Here is a 17,702-nt window from a genome sequence, read left to right as displayed (position 1 = left end):
GCCACCAGACGCCCGGAAGGGCGGCGACCCGTCAGTCCTCCATCTGTGCTTCGGCCCGGTCCAGCAGGCTGTCGGCGGTGTCTTCGGGCCGCGCCTCGGCGCCGCCCACGCGGGGCCAGACCTTGACCACCTCGTAAACGTCCTGAACGGCGAAGTCCGTGTAGCCGATCACACCGGCAATTCTGTGCATGACAACCTGCGCCTCGTCCAGCGGCGTGTCGGGCAGGACCACGGCGAACCGGGCCTCGCCCAGGTGCGCGGCGAGGTCTTCGGCCCGGATGAGGCTGGTGATCCACTGGCCGAGCTGACGCCTCAGGTGGCGCGCCGCCTCGTCGCCGAATTCCGATGCGATGCGGTTTACGCCGCCGAAGCCGAACCGTATGACCGACAGCGCCTTGCCGCTCTTGCGCGCCTCGGTCAGGTGATCGGTCAGGCTGGCGCACAGCATCTCGCGCGTGTAGAGATCGGGCAGGTCCTCGGACAGCAGAGCGGGGGCCCGGCTGCGATCCAGGGCCCGGCGGATGGCCCACCGCGTCTGCTGGCGGCGCACCAGCGTGAAGACCGCCCACCGCAACTCTTCGGCGCCCGGGGCGCGGGACAGTACTTGGCTGGCGCCCATGGCGTGCGCCTGCTGCCCCACGTCCGGCGCCTCGTCGATCATCAGCACCACGGGCAGGTTGAACAGGCGCGGGTTCCGGCGGATCTGAGTGCACAGGTCGAGCGCGGCGTCCGCCGACCCCGTCGCCGCCATGACGAAACAGTCGAAAATGCGGCGGTTCATGAGGCTTTCCGCCTCGAACAGGCTGTCGGTTGCCGTGATCTCGACGCTGTTTCCAACGGCCGACCGCACCCGCGCAACATCGTCCTCCGCGCCGGCCACCAGCACTTGCGGTCGCTCGTCCGCGATCGAAATTCGGTCCGAGACCTCTATGCCGAACCGATTGGCGGCCGCAATCCGCAGGGTCAGCGCCGCGCGCATGGTGGACATGCGCACCAGCGGCCGCAGGCGCGCGGCGAGAACGCCGCCATCCATGGGCGGCGCCACCGCGTCGTCCACCTCGGCATCCAGCAGGTCCGTCAGCCGGGCTGGGTCCCACGCGCGCAGAAGAAGGCAGACCGGCACGTCCCGCGTCTCCGGTCGGGCCTTGAGCGCCGCGACCACCTCCAGCGCAGGACGGCCGGACGGGTCCTCGGCGATGACGATCACGTCCGGGCGCGCCGCGGCGGCCCGCGCCACGGCCGTGTCCGGCTCCGTCAGGTGCTCGCCGGCATGGCCTTCGGCGTTCAGGTCCTGCCACAGCGCGCGTGACGCCGGGTCATCGGGTGCAATGAAAAGACAATTGGCAACGTGAATCATCCCGTGTCCCCCCGGCACGTGAGCCCTGGTAGAGGCGCGGCGGCACACCGCGACGACGCCAGAATAGCCCTCCGGCGCCGTCATGGATAGGGGCGGAAAGCGGAAACGGCGCTCGCGTGCATAGCCGCTTTCGTCGCAATATCAAAACGTGTATCCTTTGGACGGATCTTTGGGGAAAGACCAGTCGCCGGTCACTCGTTACTGTGCCGTATCAGCACCCTCTCGGGCGCGCGGCCGGCGGCAACGCGGGGACATTGCATGAGCGCAACGCCGTTGGTTCAGCGTCCGTTGGCCCGTCTGGCCACGGAAATCAATGAGGCCCACCGCGAGGTGCGGCGTCACGCGCGCGGCATGCTCGTGGAAGCGCGGCGCGCCGGCGACGCTCTTTTGGCGGCAAAGGCGGACGCCGACCGCGACATCCCCTTCAAGGACTGGGTGCGTCAGAACTGCGACTTCAGCTACTCCACCGCCGCCGTCTACATGCGGGTGGCGCGGGAATGGCAGGACGGGTCTAGCATGCTAGACCACCACGGATCTCTTCGGGACTTCATCAATAACAAGCCGAAACGATCTGTCGAGGCCATGACGCGCGAGGATGCGGAATACATTCTGAAGATCAACGCTTTGGCCGAGCGCGGCCATGCCGGCGAGGCGGAGGCGGCGCGCATCAAGCTGGACAAGGTCGCGCGTACCTTCGGCCTGAGCACGGCGGCGGCTGTGCGGCGCGCCGGTGAACTCCTGGCGCCGCCGCAGGCAGCATCGGAACTGGACGAGGCCATCACGCGCTTCATTCGCCCGTTCAGCGCGGTGACCAAGCCGCAGCTTCTGGATTTGCTGGTGATGTGCTGCGCGCGCCACCCCGACCTGGTTGGCCTGCTCGAACGACAGCGCCGCAGTCTGATCGGCGGCGCCGCGCCGGGCGACACCGCACGCGAGGCAGCGCCGCAACGAAAAACCGGCAACCGCTAGACGCGGGTTCAGGCCGGGCAGGATTTACGGATCAGGTCCTGCAGGCGCTCGGGCGGGAAAGGCTTCCGCAACAGCGGATACCGCCGCAGGGATGGCGGCAGGTGCGGGCGCTCGTAACCGGTGACGAAGATGATGGGCACCGATCGGCGCTCAAGCTCTGCCGCGACGGGATAGGCCGCGCGGCCTTCCAGGTCGATGTCCAAAACGGCACAGTCGACCGCTTCGGTCGCGACCAACCGCTTCGCATCGAGAAGGTTGGATGCCGGACCGATCACGATCACGCCGATATCGGTGAGCGTCGACTCAAGTTCCTGTGCAGTCAACCAAATGTCCTCGGCCACCAGCACGCGCGGACCCTTGGTCCGGGCGGCGTCTTGGGCGGTCACGGCCAATGCCATCGCTTGAAATCCTCTCCACCAACCCCCTTAAGCCGGGAACCCGGCACGGACAGAAAACCACGCAGAGTCCCGATGGTTCCGTGCGGCCGCGTCTCAGCAAGGCGCATCGACAGGATGCCGGGGTGCCGGACGCGGCGCAACCCGCGCAGACGAAAAAACCACCAGGACCGGACGGGTCCTGGTGGCAAGGAACAGGGAGGGCCTCCTCGGTTCGAACAGGAGGAGGTAGAGAGGGGCGGCGCCCCCTACAGGTCGCCTTCGGACATCTGCAGCACGGTGCGCAGGTTGGCGCGGCCGCGCGACAGACGCGACTTCATGGTGCCCACCGGCAGGCTGTTCAGTTCGGCGGCGGCTTGGTGCGACAATTCATCGATGCCCAGCATCTGGACGGCGGAGCGTTCCTGCTCGGACAACTCGTCCATCGCCTGGACCGTTTCCTTCAGATACACGCTATGCATCTGGCTGGGGCGGGCGATGGTGCTTTCGTCGTGAACGGCCTGGCTCATGTAGCGCTGCGAAACGGCTTCGCGGCGCTTCTGGCTGATGAAGACGTTGCGCATCATGGTGAAAAGCCAGCTCCGCAGGTTGGTGCCGGGCTTGTAGAGGTGCCACTTCAGAAGCGCGCGCTCCACGCAGTCCTGGACGAGGTCATTGGCGTCGGCCTCGCTACGGGCGAGGGAGCGGGCATAGCGCTTGAGGTCGGGAATCTGGGCCTCGATCTGCTTGCCGGGATCGACATTCGCCATATCAGTATTGGTCATGCCGGTGCGCTCCTTGAGTTTCGTGCGGCGGGAGCCAGGTTGGCGGCTCGCCCTTGCGTCATGGGTCTACCCTGCCCAAAGAGCGCGTAAAGACGCCATGTGACTAAGAGCCGCGGAACATAAAAGTCTTGTGTCCACGGCGCGTGCCAAACGCCGACCGCGAGCTTAGGCAAAGGAAAAACTCACAAGGCGTTGGATTTAAAAGAAAAACAGGCGTTTCCCCATACCGTCGGGCGGCTGCGCACCAGTGATGAACGGCCACTCGGGGCCGTAAAAACCGCATAAAAATGCTGACGCGGAAGTCTTTCACGGCAGAAGGAGAGACCAGAAATTCCCTTGTTTCGGGAAATCCAGAGGTGCCGCAGCGAAAGGAGAGGAAAAGAGAGGAAAGTGGCGGATGGGGTGGGATTCGAACCCACGGTAGGGCGGAACCCTACGCCGGTTTTCAAGACCGGTGCCTTAAACCGCTCGGCCACCCATCCGTCCGCATCGCGCCGGAAAAGTGGCGCGGGCGCGGACTTTATCGCCTCTCACATCCGCCTTGCAAGCCTGGTCCACCTGCGCAATCCTCCGCGCCATGAGCTTCATCCTCTCCAAGCTGGGCTGGATCGTCCTGCAGCCCGCCAATATCCTGCTTGCCGTCGTCGTCCTTCTCGCGCTGTTCGGGCGGATGGGGCGGCGCACTCGATGGGTGGTGCGCGCGCTGGCGATTGCGTTGGCGGTGGTCGCGTTCACGCCCCTGTCCAGCTGGCTGCTGCGTCCCCTGGACGAGCGCTTTCCGCGCCCCTCCGAGGCGCAGGTTGCCGCCGCGCCGGGGGTCATCGTGCTCGGGGGGTCCGTCAGCCTGGGGATGTCACTCAACCGGCCGGGTATTGCTCTGAACAGCACCGCGGAGCGCTACAGCGAGACCATCCGCCTTGCGCACGCACACCCGGAAAAGACAGTGGCTTTCTCGGGCGGTACCGGAAGTCTGTCGAACCAAGCCGTGAAAGAGGGACCATTCGCCCGAGTTCTGTTCTCCGAGTCCGGCATCGCGCCCGACCGCCTGGTGATCGAGTCCGACGCCCGCACCACCTCGGAAAGCCCCGACCTGCTGGCCGCCATGCTGCCCGAGACGGCGCGGCGCGAGGGCTGGCTGCTTGTGACGTCCGCATGGCACATGCCTCGCAGCGTCGGCGTCTTCGAGGCCGCAGGGTGGCGGGTGGTGCCCTATCCCGTGGACTACCGGACGCAACCCGCCGGCGGCTGGAACCCCGGGCTGATGAGCGGGCTGAGCGACCTCACCATGGCCGTGCATGAATGGGTGGGGCTTCTCGCATACCGTGCCATGGGCCGAACGGACGAGTTTTTTCCCGGCCCCTGAGGACCTTGCCGCCGGACGCGAGGGTGTGGCACAACCGCCGGTGCGACCGCTTTTCGGGAACCCATCGCCATGCCGCGCCGCCGCCTGTCCGCCTCTGCCAATGCCTTGACCACTGCCGTCTGCGTCGCGGCCCTGACCGCCGCCACGGCCGCATGCGCCGCCGCGCCCACGCCCGAGGCGACGCCGGTGCCGCAATCAGCCGCGCCCGCCCCGGCCTCGAACCCGGCGGCGCCGCAGGCGGCAACCGTCGCGGAGACCGAACAGGTTGGCCCGGCGGAGCAGAAGGCCTTTGCCGCGTGGCTTGAAGACCTCAAGGCCGAGGCGCGCCGGCGCGGCATCGGCGAGAAGGCGCTGACGGCGCTGGAGGGGATCGAGCCGCTGCCCCGTGTCCTGGAGTTGGACCGCAGCCAGCCCGAATTCACCCAGACCTTCTTCGGCTACGTCGGCCGACTGGTCAATGACCGCCGCATCGAGCAGGGTCGCGAACGCCTGCGCCGCCATGCGGACCTGCTGCGCGAGGTTGAGGCGCGGTACGGCGTTCCGGCACGGTTCATCGTGGCCTTCTGGGGGATGGAAACCAACTACGGCGCCACGTTCGGCGGCTTTCCGGTGCTCGATGCCCTGGCGACACTAGCGTGGGACACGCGGCGCAGTGACTTCTTCCGCCGCGAACTGCTGACGGCGCTGGAGATCATCGACGCCGGCCACATCCCGGCCGACCGCATGATCGGCTCCTGGGCCGGGGCCATGGGGCACATGCAGTTCATGCCCACCACCTTCGCCGCCCACGCCACGGACGCGACCGGCGACGGCCGCATCGACATCTGGGGCAGCCTGCCGGACGCCTTCGCCTCTGCGGCCAATTACCTGTCCAACGCCGGCTGGAACCCCAACGAGACCTGGGGCCGCGAGGTCCGCCTGCCCGAGGGCTTCGACTACGCGCTGGCGGATGGCGAGGTCCGCAAGCCGCTCGCCGCGTGGGCGGGGCTGGGGCTGACGCGGGCCGACGGTCGGCCGCTGCCGGTGGTCGACGGCATGGACGCGGCCCTGATCCTGCCGGGCGGGGCGCGCGGCCCGGCGTTCCTGATCTACGAGAATTTCGGCACCATCCTGGACTGGAACCGCTCCACCCTATACGCCGTCGCCGTGGGGCACTTGGCCGACCGCCTGGTGGGCCTGCCGCCCATCGCCACGGCGCCGCCGCCCGACGACCGCCCCCTCAGCCGGGCCGACGTCATGCGCATGCAGACCCTTCTGAATGATGCCGGTTTTCCCGTCGGGGAGGCCGATGGCGTTGTGGGCTCGCGCACCCGTGCGGCGCTGCGGGCCTTCCAGACGGCGGCCGGCCTGCCGCCCGACGGCTACCCCTCGGCCGAGGCCCTGGCGGCCCTGGAGGCGGCGGCCAGCCGCCGCGCGGCGGAAGTGCCGGCCAACTAGGACATCGCGTGCCGCTTCGGTTGCGGCAGACGGCCGGACGGGGTACTCTCGCCACATCTGGGGAAGGCAGGAAAGCAGGGCCACCACATGCTGGGTGATCGCGTTTCGTTCCAACGGCTTGTGCGCCGGGCCGGTGTTCTGACCGTCGCCGGTTTGACGCTGGCCGCCTGCGCCGAGACGCAGCTTGCCGTTCACACGGCCAAGCGGGTCGGTGGCACCACCGATATCTCGGCCGGCGGCGGCCGCTACAAGGTGGGGCAGCCCTACCAGATCGCCGGACGCTGGTATCACCCCAAGGAAGACTATGCCTATGTGGAGGAGGGCATCGCCTCGTGGTACGGCCCCAACTTCCACGGCAAGGCCACGGCGAATGGCGAAGTCTACAACATGAACGACCTGACGGCGGCGCACCGCACGCTGCCGATGCCGTCCGTGGTGCGTGTCACGAATCTCCAGAACGGCCGGGCGCTCGTCCTGCGGGTCAACGACCGCGGCCCCTTCGCCAAGGAGCGGATCATCGATGTATCGCGGCGCGGGGCCCAGCTTCTTGGGTTCGAGGGGCAGGGCACCACGCGCGTGCGCGTCGAGATCCTGGCGGAGGAAAGCATGGCCATGCGTGACGCGCTGCTGAACGGCGGCGGCGAAGGGCGCATCGTGACGGCGTCGGCGCCCACGCCGGCCGCGCCCGTTCCGCCGCCCGAACCTCAGGTGACCGTGCGCGCCCCGATCCCCGGCGCGGGTGGAGGCGCGGCCAGCATCACCGCCAGTCCCTCGGCCGGCGCTTCCGCCACCGTATCGGCGCCGCTTCCGGGCGCCGGGGCGGCCACCGTCGCCACCCGCCTTCTGCCGCCCCCCGGCGACGAGCCAGCATCGCGCCTGGCGACGCCGGAACCCCAACGGGAGCGGGTCATCGCGCCGGCTCCGTCCACGGCGCGGGCTCCCGCTCCGGCAGCCGGATCGCAGCCCGTGGCGGCGGTTGGCGGCGGCACCTATGTCCAGGCCGGCGCCTTCTCCAGCATCGCCAATGCCCGGGCCATGGAAGCGGAGCTTCGAGATTTCGGACAGACCCATGTAACGCCGGTGGACACCGGCGGCGGGACCATGTATCGCGTGCGGCTTGGCCCGCTGTCCGACGCGGCGGCCCGCAGCCTGCTTGACCGCATGGCGTCGGCCGGGTTCGGAAATGCCATGGTGGTGACCGACTGACCACACCGCGTCCGGGCGTGCCGGGGGGAGCGCCGGATCGCCACGAGAATGCCCCGGTTCGCCGGTAAGAGACGGCCTCAGGGCTCCACGGATGCAATCAAGGTACGATCGATCGATGACGCGCACGACGACGGGTGACTTCTTCAAGATCCTGCGACGGGGCCTCGCTGCTTCCGTGGTGGCGGCTGTAGCGGCCACGGCGGCCGGCGGCACGGCCTGGGCCATCGAAACCAAGGCGCGCGAGGCGCTGCTAATGGATTTCGATACCGAAACGGTTATGTTTGCAAAGGATGCCGACGTTCAGATGCCGCCGTCGTCCATGAGCAAGCTGATGACTACGTATGTAGTTTTCGACATGCTCAAGCAGGGCAAGCTGAAGATGGACGACATTTTCAGTGTCTCGGAGAACGCCTGGCGCAAGGGCGGCGCGGCTTCCGGCGGCTCGACCATGTTCCTGGAGCCCAACAGCCAGGTCACCCTGGAGGAGCTGCTGCACGGCATCATTATTCAATCGGGCAACGATGCCTGCATCGTTGTCGCCGAGAATGTTTCCGGCAGCGAAGCGGCTTTCGCCCAGTTGATGAACCGAGAGGCCGAGAAGATCGGCTTGACCAATTCGAACTTCACCAACGCCACAGGCCTGCCGGACCCGGATCATTACATGACCGCACGCGACCTGGCGACGCTGGCCAAGCGCATCATCCTGGATTTTCCCGAGTACTACGACATCTACTCCAAAACGGAGTACACCTACAACGGCATCACCCAGCACAACCGCAACCCGCTGCTCTACATGCCCATCGACGCCGACGGACTGAAGACGGGCCACACGGAGGTCGCCGGTTATGGCCTGACGGCCTCGGCCAAGCGGGCGGAACGGCGGCTGATTCTGGTGGTCAACGGCCTGGACAGCACCAAGGAGCGCGCGCAGGAAACCCAGCAACTGCTGGACTGGGGCTTCCGCACCTTCGAGAACCGCGACCTGTTCGACAAGGGCGAGGTGGTGGAGCACGCCGAGGTCTGGCTGGGCGAGGCTGATACGGTGCCGCTCGTCATCGACCAGGACCTGCACCTGACAATTCCGCGCCAGCCCAGCGACGAGTTCCGCGTCAGCGTGGTCTACGACGGACCGATTTCGGCGCCGATCCAGCAGGGTCAGCAGCTGGCGACCCTGGTGGTCGAGGGGCCGGAGATGGAGCGCCAGACCGTGCCGCTGATCGCCGGCGAGGACGTTCCCAAGCTGGGCTTCGTCGGCCGCATGGGCGCCGCCGCCAAGCATCTGGTCTTCGGGGCCGCGCGTCAGGCCATGGATGCCGCCGCGCCGCAACCGGCCGAGCAATAAGGCCGGGCGGGCGCGACTGTGACAGACGGCAAGACGGCGACGACGGCGGGACTTCGCCCCCGGGGACGCTTTATCACGCTGGAAGGCGGCGAGGGCGCCGGCAAGTCGACCCAGGCGCGCCTGCTGACCGAGGCCCTGCGGGCGCGCGGGCTCGACGTCGTGCAGACGCGGGAGCCCGGAGGCTCGCAGGGGGCCGAGGACATCCGCGCCCTGCTGGTGACCGGCGAGCCGGGCCGCTGGGACCCCATGACCGAGGCCCTGCTGCACTATGCCGCCCGCCGCGACCATGTCCGCCGCGTCATCGCTCCGGCACTGAAAGCCGGTCGCTGGGTCATCTGCGACCGTTTCGCCGACAGCACCATGGCCTACCAGGGCTACGGCCACCGCATGGGGCGCGAGAGCATCCGGCGGCTGGACACGCTGGTGCTCAACCGCTTCCGCCCCGACCTGACGCTGATCCTTGACCTGCCGGTGGAGGAGGGGCTGGCCCGGGCCGGCCGCCGCGCCGAGGCGCCCGGCGATGCCGGGGAGGACCGGTACGAGCGCATGGACGATGGCTTCCACGCGCGCATGCGCGCCGGCTTCCACACGATCGCGGACCGGGAGCCGGAGCGCTGCGCCCTCATCTCCGCCGCGGAGGATGTCGAGGCGGTCCATGCCGCCGTGCTGGCGGTGGTCGCCAACCGCCTGCCGCTGCCGGAGCTGAAACGGGAGGCCGAGTGATGGCCGCCGCCGACGACGCCCTTCTGGACGATCCTTACGCGCCGTTCCGGACGCTCGACCTGCTCGGTCACGATGCCGCGGAGCGAGAGGTGCTGGACGCCTGGAATTCCGGCCGCATGCACCATGCCTGGCTGATCTCCGGTCAGCGCGGCATCGGCAAGGCGACGCTCGCCTACCGCATCGCCCGCTTCGTGCTGGCCCAGGGCAACGTGGACGCGGGGCAGGGCGGGACGACCGAGGATGCCGGGCCGGGCCTGTTCGGCGATGCCCTTCCGGCGGCCGCGCCTGCGGTGCCCGCGTCGCTGGACCTGCCGGATGATCATCCGGTGGTGCGCCGCGTCTCCGCCGGCGGACACGGTGACCTGCGCGTGGTCAAGCGCGAGGTGCAGGAGAAGACCAGAAAGCTTCAGACGGTCATCAACGTCGAGAGCGTGCGCGGGGTGGGCTCGTTCCTCTCCATGACCTCGGCGGAGGGCGGCTGGCGCATCGTGCTCATCGATGGGGCCGAGGACATGAACGTCTCCGCCGCCAACGCCGTGCTGAAAGTGCTGGAGGAGCCGCCGCGCCGGGCGCTGCTGCTGCTGGTCACCCACAACCCGGCGCGTCTGCTGCCCACCATCCGCTCGCGCTGCCGCCGCCTGCCCCTGCGGCCGCTGGACGCCGCCACGGTCCAGACGCTGCTCGCCCGCCACAAGCCGGGCCTGTCGGACGCCGACCGCGCGGCGCTTGCTGCCATGGGCGAAGGAAGCGTCGGCCGCGCGCTGGAGCTGGAGGAACAGGGTGGCCTGGACCTCTACCGCGACCTTCTCAAGCTGCTCCAGGGCCTGCCGCGGCTGGACGTTGCCGGGCTGCACGCGCTGGCGGAAAAGCTGTCGAAGGGCGACGACGGCTTTCGCATTGCCGCCGATCTGTACACCTGGTGGCTGGGGCGCGTCATCCGTGCCAAGGGTTCGGGCGTTGTGGAGCGCGAGGTGGTGCCCGGCGAGGCTGCCCTGACCCAGCGGCTGGCCGCCGTGGGCGCCCTTGAACAATGGGTGCAGGTGTGGGAAAAGATCAGCCACCTTTTCGACCGCACCCAGGCGGTTCACCTTGACAAGAAACAGGCGCTGATCAGCGCGTTCCTCGCGGTCGAGCGACTGGTGCGCGCCTGAGTTCCCCTTTCCCGGAGGCCCTCGCGATGAGCGGGCAGACGACGCCCTATTACATCACCACGCCCATCTATTACGTGAACGACAAGCCGCACATCGGCCACGCCTACACGACGCTGGCCTGCGACGTGCTGGCGCGCTTCAAGCGGCTGGACGGCTTTGACGTCAAGTTCCTGACGGGCACGGACGAACATGGGCAGAAGGTGGAAAAGTCCGCCGCGGCCAAGGGCATCGACCCGCAGACCTTCACCGACCAGGTGTCGCAGAACTTCCGCGACCTGGCGGCGGCCATGAACTTCTCCAACGACGACTTCATCCGCACGACCGAGGATCGCCACAAGGCCGCCTGCCAGGCCCTGTGGAACCGCCTGGTCGAAAAGGACATGATCTACCTCGACGCCTACAAGGGCTGGTACGCGGTCCGCGACGAGGCGTTCTATGCCGAGGACGAACTGGTCGACGGCCCCGACGGGCAGAAGATGGCTCCGACCGGCGCGCCGGTGGAATGGGTGGAGGAACCCAGCTACTTCTTCCGCCTGTCGGCCTGGGGCGACACGCTGCTGAAGTTCTACCAGGACAATCCGGGCTTCATCGCGCCGGAAAGCCGCCGCAACGAGGTGATGAGCTTCGTGCGCTCCGGCCTGCAGGACCTGTCCATCTCGCGCACAACCTTCAAGTGGGGCGTGCCGGTGCCGGGCGACGATGCGCACATCATGTACGTGTGGCTCGACGCGCTCACCAACTACATCACCGCCGTCGGCTGGCCCGAGGAAGGCGGCGAGTTCGAGAAGTTCTGGCCCGCCGACCTGCACATGGTGGGCAAGGACATCCTGCGTTTCCATGCCGTGTTCTGGCCGGCCTTTCTGATGGCCGCCGGCATTGCGCCGCCCAAGCGCGTGTTTGCCCATGGCTGGTGGACCAACGAGGGCAAGAAGATCTCCAAGAGCGTCGGCAACGTCATCGACCCGCTGGAGCTGATCGACACCTACGGTCTGGACCAGGTGCGCTATTTCCTCATGCGCGAGGTGCCGTTCGGCAACGACGGCGACTTCAGCCATCGTGCCATGGTCGGCCGCATGAACGGCGAGCTTGCCAACGACCTGGGCAACCTGTCCCAGCGCGTGCTGTCCATGACCGCCAAGAACTGCGGCGGTCAGGTGCCCGAGGTGGGCGCCTTCACCGACGAGGACCGCGAGCTGCTGAACGCCGCTTACGGCCTGCTCGGCAAGGTGCGCCCGCTGATGGATCGCCAGGCCTTCCATGAAGCGCTGGAGTCCATCTGGGTTGTCGTGCGCGCCGCAAACGCCTATGTGGATCGCCAGGCGCCGTGGGCGCTGCGCAAGACCGATCCCGACCGTATGGCGACGGTCCTCTACGTGCTGATGGAGACGGTTCGCAACGTCGCCATCCTCATGCAGCCCGTGGTGCCGGAAAGCGCGGCCAAGATGCTCGACCAGCTTTCCATCCCCGAGGACGCCCGCACCTTCGCGGCGCTGGGCGAGGGTGGGGCACTGGCGGCCGGGATGCCGATCCCCAAGCCGCAGGGCGTCTTCCCGCGCTATGTGGAGCCCGAGACGAACGAGGAGACCAAGGGCTGATGCTCGTCGACAGCCACTGTCACCTGGATTTTCCCGACTTTGCCGAGGATTTCGACGGCATGCTTGCGCGCGCCGCCGAGTCCGGCGTCGGCCATATGCTGACCATTTGCACCCACATCACCAAGTTTGAAAAGGTGCTGGCACTCGCCGAAGCGCACGAGCAGATCTCCTGCACGGTCGGCATCCACCCGCACGAGGCCGGCAACGAGCCCGAGACCGAGGCGGCGACGCTGCTGGAGAAGGCCCGGCACCCCAAGGTGGTGGGCTTTGGCGAGACCGGCCTGGATTTCTTCTACGACCACAGCCCGCGCGAGGAACAGAAGCGCAGCTTCCGCAGCCATATCCAGGCGGCACGGGAGATGCAGCTTCCCATCGTCATCCACACCCGCAACGCAGATGACGAGACGGCGGTGATCCTGGAGGAAGAGGTCGGGAAGGGCGCCTTCCCCGGCCTGATACACTGCTTCAGCTCCGGCCCGGAACTAGCTGAAAAAGCTGTGGAATTTGGCCTATATATCAGCCTGTCGGGCATCCTGACCTTCAAGAAGTCCGAACAGCTTCGCGAGATCGCCGCCCGCGTGCCGCTGGACCGTCTACTAGTAGAGACGGATGCGCCGTACCTGGCGCCCGTGCCCAAGCGCGGCAAGCGGAACGAGCCATCCTTCGTCGCGCATACCGCCAAGGTTCTGGCCGAGGTCAAGGGCGTGTCCATGAAGGAGGTGGAGGAAGTGACCACCGCCAACTTCTTCCGGCTGTTCAGCAAGGCGCCCAAGCCCGAGGCCCTGGCCGCGTGACGGAGCAGGGCGGACCGATCCGTATCACTCTTCTTGGCACCGGCCCTGCCGGCGGCGTGCCCATGCTTTCGGCCGGCTGGGGCGACTGCGATCCCAGCGAGCCTCGCAACCGGCGCCTCAGGGCCTCCATCCTGGTGGAACAGTCCGGCCGCCGCCTACTAGTAGACAGCGGCCCGGACGTGCGGGAGCAACTGCTGGCCGTGGGCGTGCCGAAGCTGGACGGCGTCCTCTACACCCACGCCCACGCCGACCACATCCACGGCATCGACGAGTTGCGCGAGGTCAACCGGCTCATCCGTGGGCCGCTTCCCATCTGGGGCGATGAGCCGACGCTTGACGACCTCCGGCAGCGCTTCAGCTATTGCTTCGAAGGCATTGATCTGGCGACGCAACCGATCTTCCGGCCCTGGCTGGTTCCCCACCCGATCCAACCGTGTTTCACGGCCGGCGGCATGGAGGTGCGGGCGTTTGCCCAGGATCACGGATGGGCGACGTCGTGGGGGTTCCGCATCGGCGATTTCGCCTACTCCACCGACGTCCTGGACCTGGACGAGGCCGCCTTCGCCGCGCTCAACGGCGTGAAGACCTGGGTGGTCGGCTGCCTGACGGACACGCCGCATTCCACCCACGCCCACGTCGACAAAGTGATCGGCTGGCACCAGCGGGTACGGCCAGAGCGCACGGTGCTCACCCATATGGGCCCGGGCCTCGACTACGGCACCCTGCGTCGCACCCTGCCCGACGGGCTGGAGCCGGGCTACGACGGCATGGTGCTGGAAACCGCCTGAGGGCGGCTGATTTCCGTCTCCAATCTTTCATTCTTCGACTCTGGACCCCAGGTGGGAAGTGCGCTTTGCTGCGCCGCAGCACGACTTTGTGCTTAAAACCGGGGAGAGAGCCATGACCACGTTTTCACTGGCCGGCAAGAAGGGCCTGGTGATCGGTATCGCGAACGACCAGAGCATCGCCTGGGGGTGTGCGCAGCAGTTCCGCGAGGCGGGTGCGGACCTCGCCGTCAGCTACCTCAATGACAAGGCCAAGCCCTACGTCGCGCCGCTGGCAGAGCGCCTCGACGCCGACCTTCTCGGCCCCTGCGACGTGCGCCAGAGCGGCCAGATGCGGGCTGTCTTCGACGCCGTGAAGGAAAAGTGGGGCAAGCTGGACTTCGTGCTGCACTCAATCGCCTTCGCGCCCAAGGAAGACCTGCACGGCCGCGTCGTGGACTGCTCGCGCGACGGCTTCGCCCAGGCCATGGACGTCAGCTGCCATAGCTTCATCCGCGTCGCCCAGTACGCCGAGCCGCTGATGACCGACGGCGGCAGCCTTCTGACCGTGTCGTTCTACGGTTCGGAAAAGGTGGTGACCGACTACAACATCATGGGCCCCGTCAAGGCTGCGCTGGAAAGCGTCACCCGCTACATGGCCGCCGACCTGGGCGAAAAGGGCATCCGCGTCAACGCTCTGTCGCCGGGGCCGCTCAAGACCCGCGCCGCCAGCGGCATCCAGCGGTTCGACGCCCTGATGGAAAAGGCCGCCGAGCGGGCGCCCCAGCACACGCTGGTGACCATCGAGGAAATCGGCGCCTACGCCAACTTCCTGGTCTCCGACGGCGCGCGCACGGTGACCGGCGGCGTGCATTACGTCGATGCCGGCTACAACATCATCGGCTGATTTCAGAACCTTGTAAGAGACCGCTGAGACGGCGGAGCAGGGAAGGGCGGCAATGGCCCTTTCCTGCCGCTGTCCACGTCGCTACCGTACCGGCCCTTTCGCAGCAGTACTCCGGCCGGACGCATGGACTTCCTCGATATCGCCATCATCGCCGGCGCCGCCTTTTTCGGCGGTGCCTTGAACGCCATCGCCGGCGGAGGCTCGTTCCTCACCCTGCCCGCGCTGGTGTTCATCGGCGTGCCGCCGGTGATGGCGAATGCCACGGGAACCGTGGCGCTGCTGCCCGGCTACATGGCCAGCGCCTGGGGCTTTCGTGATCTGCTGCGGGCGCCGCCGGGCGGCTTGCCGTTGTGGGCCGTGGCAGTGGTGTCGGGAACCGGAGGCGCCATCGGGGCGGCGCTCCTGCTCATGACCACAGACGCGGCCTTCTCGGCCATCGTGCCGTGGCTGCTGCTGGCCGCGACGCTGCTTTTCGCATTCGGGCCGAAGCTGTTGGAAAGGCTTGCGAAAGCCGGACGCGAGATCAGCCACGGGCCGGTGCTGACCGGCGTCGCCATTTTGGCCGTAAGCATTTACGGCGGCTACTTCAACGGCGGTCTCGGCATCGTCCTGCTGGCCGTCCTGCGGCTGCTGGGCGAGGCCGACATCAACGTCGCCAATGGCGTAAAGAACCTCCTGTCGGCGCTGCTGACCATCATCGCCGTGATCCTCTATGCCGGCGGCGGGGTGGTCGCCTGGGCCGAAGTGGTGCCCATGGCGGTGGCGGCGATCGTCGGCGGCTATGTGGCGGCCCGCGTGTCGCGCAAGGTGCCGCCGCAGTGGGTACGCGGCGTGGTGGTTGTCACCGGCGCCGTGATGACGGTGCTGTTTTTCGCGAGAGGCTAGGGCGCCCCGGCCCACAGAACAACGAGCGCCGCCACGGCCAGTCCCATCTGCCACGGCCGCAACCGCGCGAAGTAGATCGGCGCCTCGCCGCGCCGGGCCGCGACAGGGTCAAGGACGGCCATGCTGGCGTATGCGGCGACCAGGATGCCCAGCGCCGGTCCTTGCGGCAGAGCGAAGGCCAGGATGCCGGCGCCGAACAGCCAGAGGAACATGGCGAGTTGCGCCAGGGTCGGGCCGCCGGGGGTGCGGAAGCTCAGGCCCCGCCGGACGCCCGACAGAAACGCGAGAACGACGCCGCCCCAAAGGATAGACGCCTGGACGGCGAGGGCGGCCATCGTCTCGTCCGCCACCATCCACACGGCACCCGCGCCGGCAATCAGCGGCGCCATGGCGCCATAGGCGAAGAACAGGTCCAGGAGCGGAACGCGCGGCGGCTCGGTAATCTCCAGGCGGCGGCCGGAGGTGTCGGCGTCGCGGAGGGACATGGGCGGGCGCTCCTCGTGACGGTGATCGTGATCCAACAGGAGTAACCGCCCGTGCAGGCCGCCCGTTGCCGGAAGACCTCAACGCCTTCCCTGGATATGGACGGGCTCACCGCTGGTACGGGTGATGACGCAGACCCAGTGCGCGGTCCCCCCTGATGGAAACCGTGGAAGGCGGAGGTGAAACAATTTCGAAGAACACCCTTTCCAGAGGCAATACATTTCGCCTATGCTCCCGCAACGCGAGAGATAATGGGCCGGAACAACCTTCAAGACCTTGATGGCAGGAAGACTCCGGCCCGGCTGCTCGAACGGAAGGGCTGCATGGAGGTGGACCGATGGGGGGACCGGATCCTAGAGCACGAGGCGAGCGGGCGTGTCTGGCCGGTCGTGGCTGGCAACTGGCCACATCTCGACTAGGGGAGGGTGCGGCGGTCATGCTGCTGGCCGCGGTGCTGCTAGCGGCAGACCCTTCAGCAGGGGCTGCGGCCAGTTGGCCGATGTCTGACGAACTGCGGTACACACCCAGCGACACTCAGCGCACGCAGTGCCACGCCCGGCACAACGGAAAATGGAGAACCAACACCGAATGGTGCCAACATGTGCGGCGCTGGGAACGGCAGTTCGGCCAAAAACACCCCATCCGTGCCCCATCGGGGTTCAGCAGCCGACAGCCATGCTCTAGCCGGCTAGAAACGCGCTGCCGCCTTGGTCGGCACCACAACGCGGCCGAGTGCCGATTTCTCTACGCCTGGATGAAGCGCTGGCACCCTCAGGGGTGTAACTGAGGGCAGGGCGCTTGCGCCACGGCGGGCCCTGCTCCCAGAGCGGCAGCCCGGTGCAAGCGGAGCCCGGCGGCGAGTGCCGGCTGGCATACTGCCGACAGGTCCTGCGCGGCGGCCGGTTTCAGTGTAATCTCCCAGCCTTGGTCAAGCTGTCGCTGCCAAGGCGGCTTCGACGACAGGCCTCCGGTGCCCGTGCGCGGCGCGGATCCGGGAGCGCCGCGGTGTCTGCTCCTGGACGTCCAGGTTGGCCGCGATGCCGCGAGAATGCCTTGGACGGCCTTTTCTATGCATAATATACATTATGCGACAATTGGGTGTCGCGGAGCATGGCGCACTTTCGCCGTCTCACCTTGCGCCCACACAGCATGGCGGTGTAGTCCGAGAGACGGAACCGCCCGCCAAAATAATCATAGGCAATCGCCCCATGGCCCAGTCCGACGATGATCCGGCCCACGATGATGCCGAGAATGATCCGCCGGCCCTGCCCGACCAGGCGCAACGGTTCGGGAATCACTGGCTGCGCATGAGTGCCGTGCTGCTGTCGGAACTCAAGCGCCGCGACCTCATGGACACGCCCGAGGCCCAGGCGGTTGTCGGCACGCGGCGCCAGATCATCCGCAAGCACCGCGCCCAGAGTGAAGCGGCCGGCGGCGCGCGGCGCAAACGCCGGCCAGAGACGAAGTGGGAGGCTTTCCTGCGCAAGGTCGGCCGCAAGCCGCGTCCCGGCACCGGCTCGCGTGGGTGACGGTCTTGGCGCGCCCTGCCCGGCCGCTTGCCAGCGCA

17 protein-coding genes and 1 tRNA gene are annotated in these 17,702 nt (G+C 67.7%); 13 read left to right on the top strand and 5 right to left on the bottom strand.

Annotated elements, in window-relative coordinates; translation table 11 throughout:
• Positions 1 to 31: 31 nt before the first annotated feature.
• Complete coding sequence (locus LG334_RS11790; protein ID WP_404378356.1) at positions 32 to 1,357, bottom strand: diguanylate cyclase domain-containing protein; 1,326 nt, start codon at positions 1,355 to 1,357, stop codon at positions 32 to 34.
• A 258-nt stretch (positions 1,358 to 1,615) separates the two neighbouring features.
• Here LG334_RS11790 and LG334_RS11785 point away from each other — a divergent pair, with 258 nt between their 5' ends.
• Positions 1,616 to 2,326 carry a hypothetical protein gene (locus tag LG334_RS11785; RefSeq protein ID WP_404378355.1) on the top strand — a complete coding sequence of 237 codons (711 nt, stop codon included), beginning with the start codon at positions 1,616 to 1,618 and terminating at the stop codon, positions 2,324 to 2,326.
• Between the two features lie 8 nt (positions 2,327 to 2,334).
• Here the strand turns inward: LG334_RS11785 and LG334_RS11780 are convergent, their stop codons facing one another.
• The 3 genes from LG334_RS11780 to LG334_RS11770 all read right to left on the bottom strand — a co-directional run bounded on the left by LG334_RS11780 (position 2,335) and on the right by LG334_RS11770 (position 3,967).
• Positions 2,335 to 2,724: a response regulator gene (locus tag LG334_RS11780; protein WP_404378354.1), complete on the bottom strand. Its 390-nt coding sequence runs from the start codon at positions 2,722 to 2,724 to the stop codon at positions 2,335 to 2,337.
• 245 nt (positions 2,725 to 2,969) lie between these two features.
• Positions 2,970 to 3,485 (bottom strand): sigma-70 family RNA polymerase sigma factor, encoded by a 516-nt coding sequence (locus LG334_RS11775; protein WP_404378353.1) that lies wholly within the window; start codon positions 3,483 to 3,485, stop codon positions 2,970 to 2,972.
• A 391-nt stretch (positions 3,486 to 3,876) separates the two neighbouring features.
• Positions 3,877 to 3,967, bottom strand: a tRNA-Ser gene (locus LG334_RS11770).
• Positions 3,968 to 4,062: 95 nt separating this feature from the next.
• On the opposite strand from LG334_RS11770, the gene LG334_RS11765 reads away from it, so the two are divergent.
• From LG334_RS11765 to LG334_RS11715, 11 genes are all read left to right on the top strand, one after another.
• Complete coding sequence (locus LG334_RS11765) at positions 4,063 to 4,848, top strand: YdcF family protein (RefSeq protein ID WP_404378352.1); 786 nt, start codon at positions 4,063 to 4,065, stop codon at positions 4,846 to 4,848.
• Positions 4,849 to 4,917: 69 nt separating this feature from the next.
• Entirely contained in the window at positions 4,918 to 6,285 is a 1,368-nt protein-coding gene (locus LG334_RS11760) for a lytic murein transglycosylase (protein WP_404378351.1), read from the top strand.
• Positions 6,286 to 6,372: 87 nt separating this feature from the next.
• Entirely contained in the window at positions 6,373 to 7,491 is a 1,119-nt protein-coding gene (locus LG334_RS11755) for a septal ring lytic transglycosylase RlpA family protein (RefSeq protein ID WP_404378349.1), read from the top strand.
• 115 nt (positions 7,492 to 7,606) lie between these two features.
• A complete protein-coding gene (locus LG334_RS11750) occupies positions 7,607 to 8,833 on the top strand; it encodes a D-alanyl-D-alanine carboxypeptidase family protein (RefSeq protein WP_404378348.1) in 1,227 nt (408 codons plus the stop codon).
• 18 nt (positions 8,834 to 8,851) lie between these two features.
• Entirely contained in the window at positions 8,852 to 9,556 is a 705-nt protein-coding gene (gene tmk / locus LG334_RS11745) for a dTMP kinase (RefSeq protein ID WP_404378347.1), read from the top strand.
• Entirely contained in the window at positions 9,556 to 10,707 is a 1,152-nt protein-coding gene (locus tag LG334_RS11740; protein ID WP_404378346.1) for a DNA polymerase III subunit delta', read from the top strand. The genes tmk and LG334_RS11740 overlap by 1 nt, the downstream gene beginning before the upstream one ends.
• Before the next feature lie 26 nt (positions 10,708 to 10,733).
• Complete coding sequence (metG, locus tag LG334_RS11735) at positions 10,734 to 12,302, top strand: methionine--tRNA ligase (protein WP_404378344.1); 1,569 nt, start codon at positions 10,734 to 10,736, stop codon at positions 12,300 to 12,302.
• Positions 12,302 to 13,096 (top strand): TatD family hydrolase, encoded by a 795-nt coding sequence (locus tag LG334_RS11730; protein ID WP_404378342.1) that lies wholly within the window; start codon positions 12,302 to 12,304, stop codon positions 13,094 to 13,096. Before metG ends, LG334_RS11730 begins: the two co-directional genes overlap by 1 nt.
• A complete protein-coding gene (locus tag LG334_RS11725) occupies positions 13,093 to 13,884 on the top strand; it encodes an MBL fold metallo-hydrolase (protein ID WP_404378340.1) in 792 nt (263 codons plus the stop codon). The genes LG334_RS11730 and LG334_RS11725 overlap by 4 nt, the downstream gene beginning before the upstream one ends.
• 112 nt (positions 13,885 to 13,996) lie before the next feature.
• On the top strand, positions 13,997 to 14,767 hold the full coding sequence (fabI, locus tag LG334_RS11720) for an enoyl-ACP reductase FabI (protein ID WP_404378339.1): 771 nt from the start codon (positions 13,997 to 13,999) through the stop codon (positions 14,765 to 14,767).
• Between the two features lie 123 nt (positions 14,768 to 14,890).
• Complete coding sequence (locus LG334_RS11715; RefSeq protein WP_404378337.1) at positions 14,891 to 15,652, top strand: sulfite exporter TauE/SafE family protein; 762 nt, start codon at positions 14,891 to 14,893, stop codon at positions 15,650 to 15,652.
• Here LG334_RS11715 and LG334_RS11710 read toward each other — a convergent pair.
• Complete coding sequence (locus LG334_RS11710) at positions 15,649 to 16,137, bottom strand: DUF3429 domain-containing protein (protein WP_404378336.1); 489 nt, start codon at positions 16,135 to 16,137, stop codon at positions 15,649 to 15,651. The genes LG334_RS11715 and LG334_RS11710 overlap by 4 nt on opposite strands.
• A 1,206-nt stretch (positions 16,138 to 17,343) precedes the next feature.
• Between LG334_RS11710 and LG334_RS11705 the strand changes: the two genes are divergently transcribed.
• Positions 17,344 to 17,664 (top strand): hypothetical protein, encoded by a 321-nt coding sequence (locus LG334_RS11705; protein WP_404378334.1) that lies wholly within the window; start codon positions 17,344 to 17,346, stop codon positions 17,662 to 17,664.
• Positions 17,665 to 17,702: the final 38 nt, after the last annotated feature.

Source organism: Caenispirillum salinarum, from assembly GCF_044803115.1.
GTDB classification, from domain to species: domain Bacteria; phylum Pseudomonadota; class Alphaproteobacteria; order Rhodospirillales; family Rhodospirillaceae; genus Caenispirillum; species Caenispirillum salinarum_A.
This window is presented reverse-complemented; position numbering and strand designations above follow the sequence as displayed.

Excerpts from the sequence above, each read along its gene's own strand:
- LG334_RS11790 (WP_404378356.1), bottom strand. The coding sequence starts at position 1,357 with ATGATTCACGTTGCCAATTGTCTTTTCATTGCACCCGATGACCCGGCG.
- LG334_RS11785 (WP_404378355.1), top strand. The coding sequence starts at position 1,616 with ATGAGCGCAACGCCGTTGGTTCAGCGTCCGTTGGCCCGTCTGGCCACG.
- LG334_RS11780 (WP_404378354.1), bottom strand. The coding sequence starts at position 2,724 with ATGGCATTGGCCGTGACCGCCCAAGACGCCGCCCGGACCAAGGGTCCG.
- LG334_RS11775 (WP_404378353.1), bottom strand. The coding sequence starts at position 3,485 with ATGACCAATACTGATATGGCGAATGTCGATCCCGGCAAGCAGATCGAG.
- LG334_RS11765 (WP_404378352.1), top strand. The coding sequence starts at position 4,063 with ATGAGCTTCATCCTCTCCAAGCTGGGCTGGATCGTCCTGCAGCCCGCC.
- LG334_RS11760 (WP_404378351.1), top strand. The coding sequence starts at position 4,918 with ATGCCGCGCCGCCGCCTGTCCGCCTCTGCCAATGCCTTGACCACTGCC.
- LG334_RS11755 (WP_404378349.1), top strand. The coding sequence starts at position 6,373 with ATGCTGGGTGATCGCGTTTCGTTCCAACGGCTTGTGCGCCGGGCCGGT.
- LG334_RS11750 (WP_404378348.1), top strand. The coding sequence starts at position 7,607 with ATGACGCGCACGACGACGGGTGACTTCTTCAAGATCCTGCGACGGGGC.
- LG334_RS11740 (WP_404378346.1), top strand. The coding sequence starts at position 9,556 with ATGGCCGCCGCCGACGACGCCCTTCTGGACGATCCTTACGCGCCGTTC.
- metG (WP_404378344.1), top strand. The coding sequence starts at position 10,734 with ATGAGCGGGCAGACGACGCCCTATTACATCACCACGCCCATCTATTAC.
- LG334_RS11730 (WP_404378342.1), top strand. The coding sequence starts at position 12,302 with ATGCTCGTCGACAGCCACTGTCACCTGGATTTTCCCGACTTTGCCGAG.
- fabI (WP_404378339.1), top strand. The coding sequence starts at position 13,997 with ATGACCACGTTTTCACTGGCCGGCAAGAAGGGCCTGGTGATCGGTATC.
- LG334_RS11715 (WP_404378337.1), top strand. The coding sequence starts at position 14,891 with ATGGACTTCCTCGATATCGCCATCATCGCCGGCGCCGCCTTTTTCGGC.
- LG334_RS11710 (WP_404378336.1), bottom strand. The coding sequence starts at position 16,137 with ATGTCCCTCCGCGACGCCGACACCTCCGGCCGCCGCCTGGAGATTACC.
- LG334_RS11705 (WP_404378334.1), top strand. The coding sequence starts at position 17,344 with ATGGCCCAGTCCGACGATGATCCGGCCCACGATGATGCCGAGAATGAT.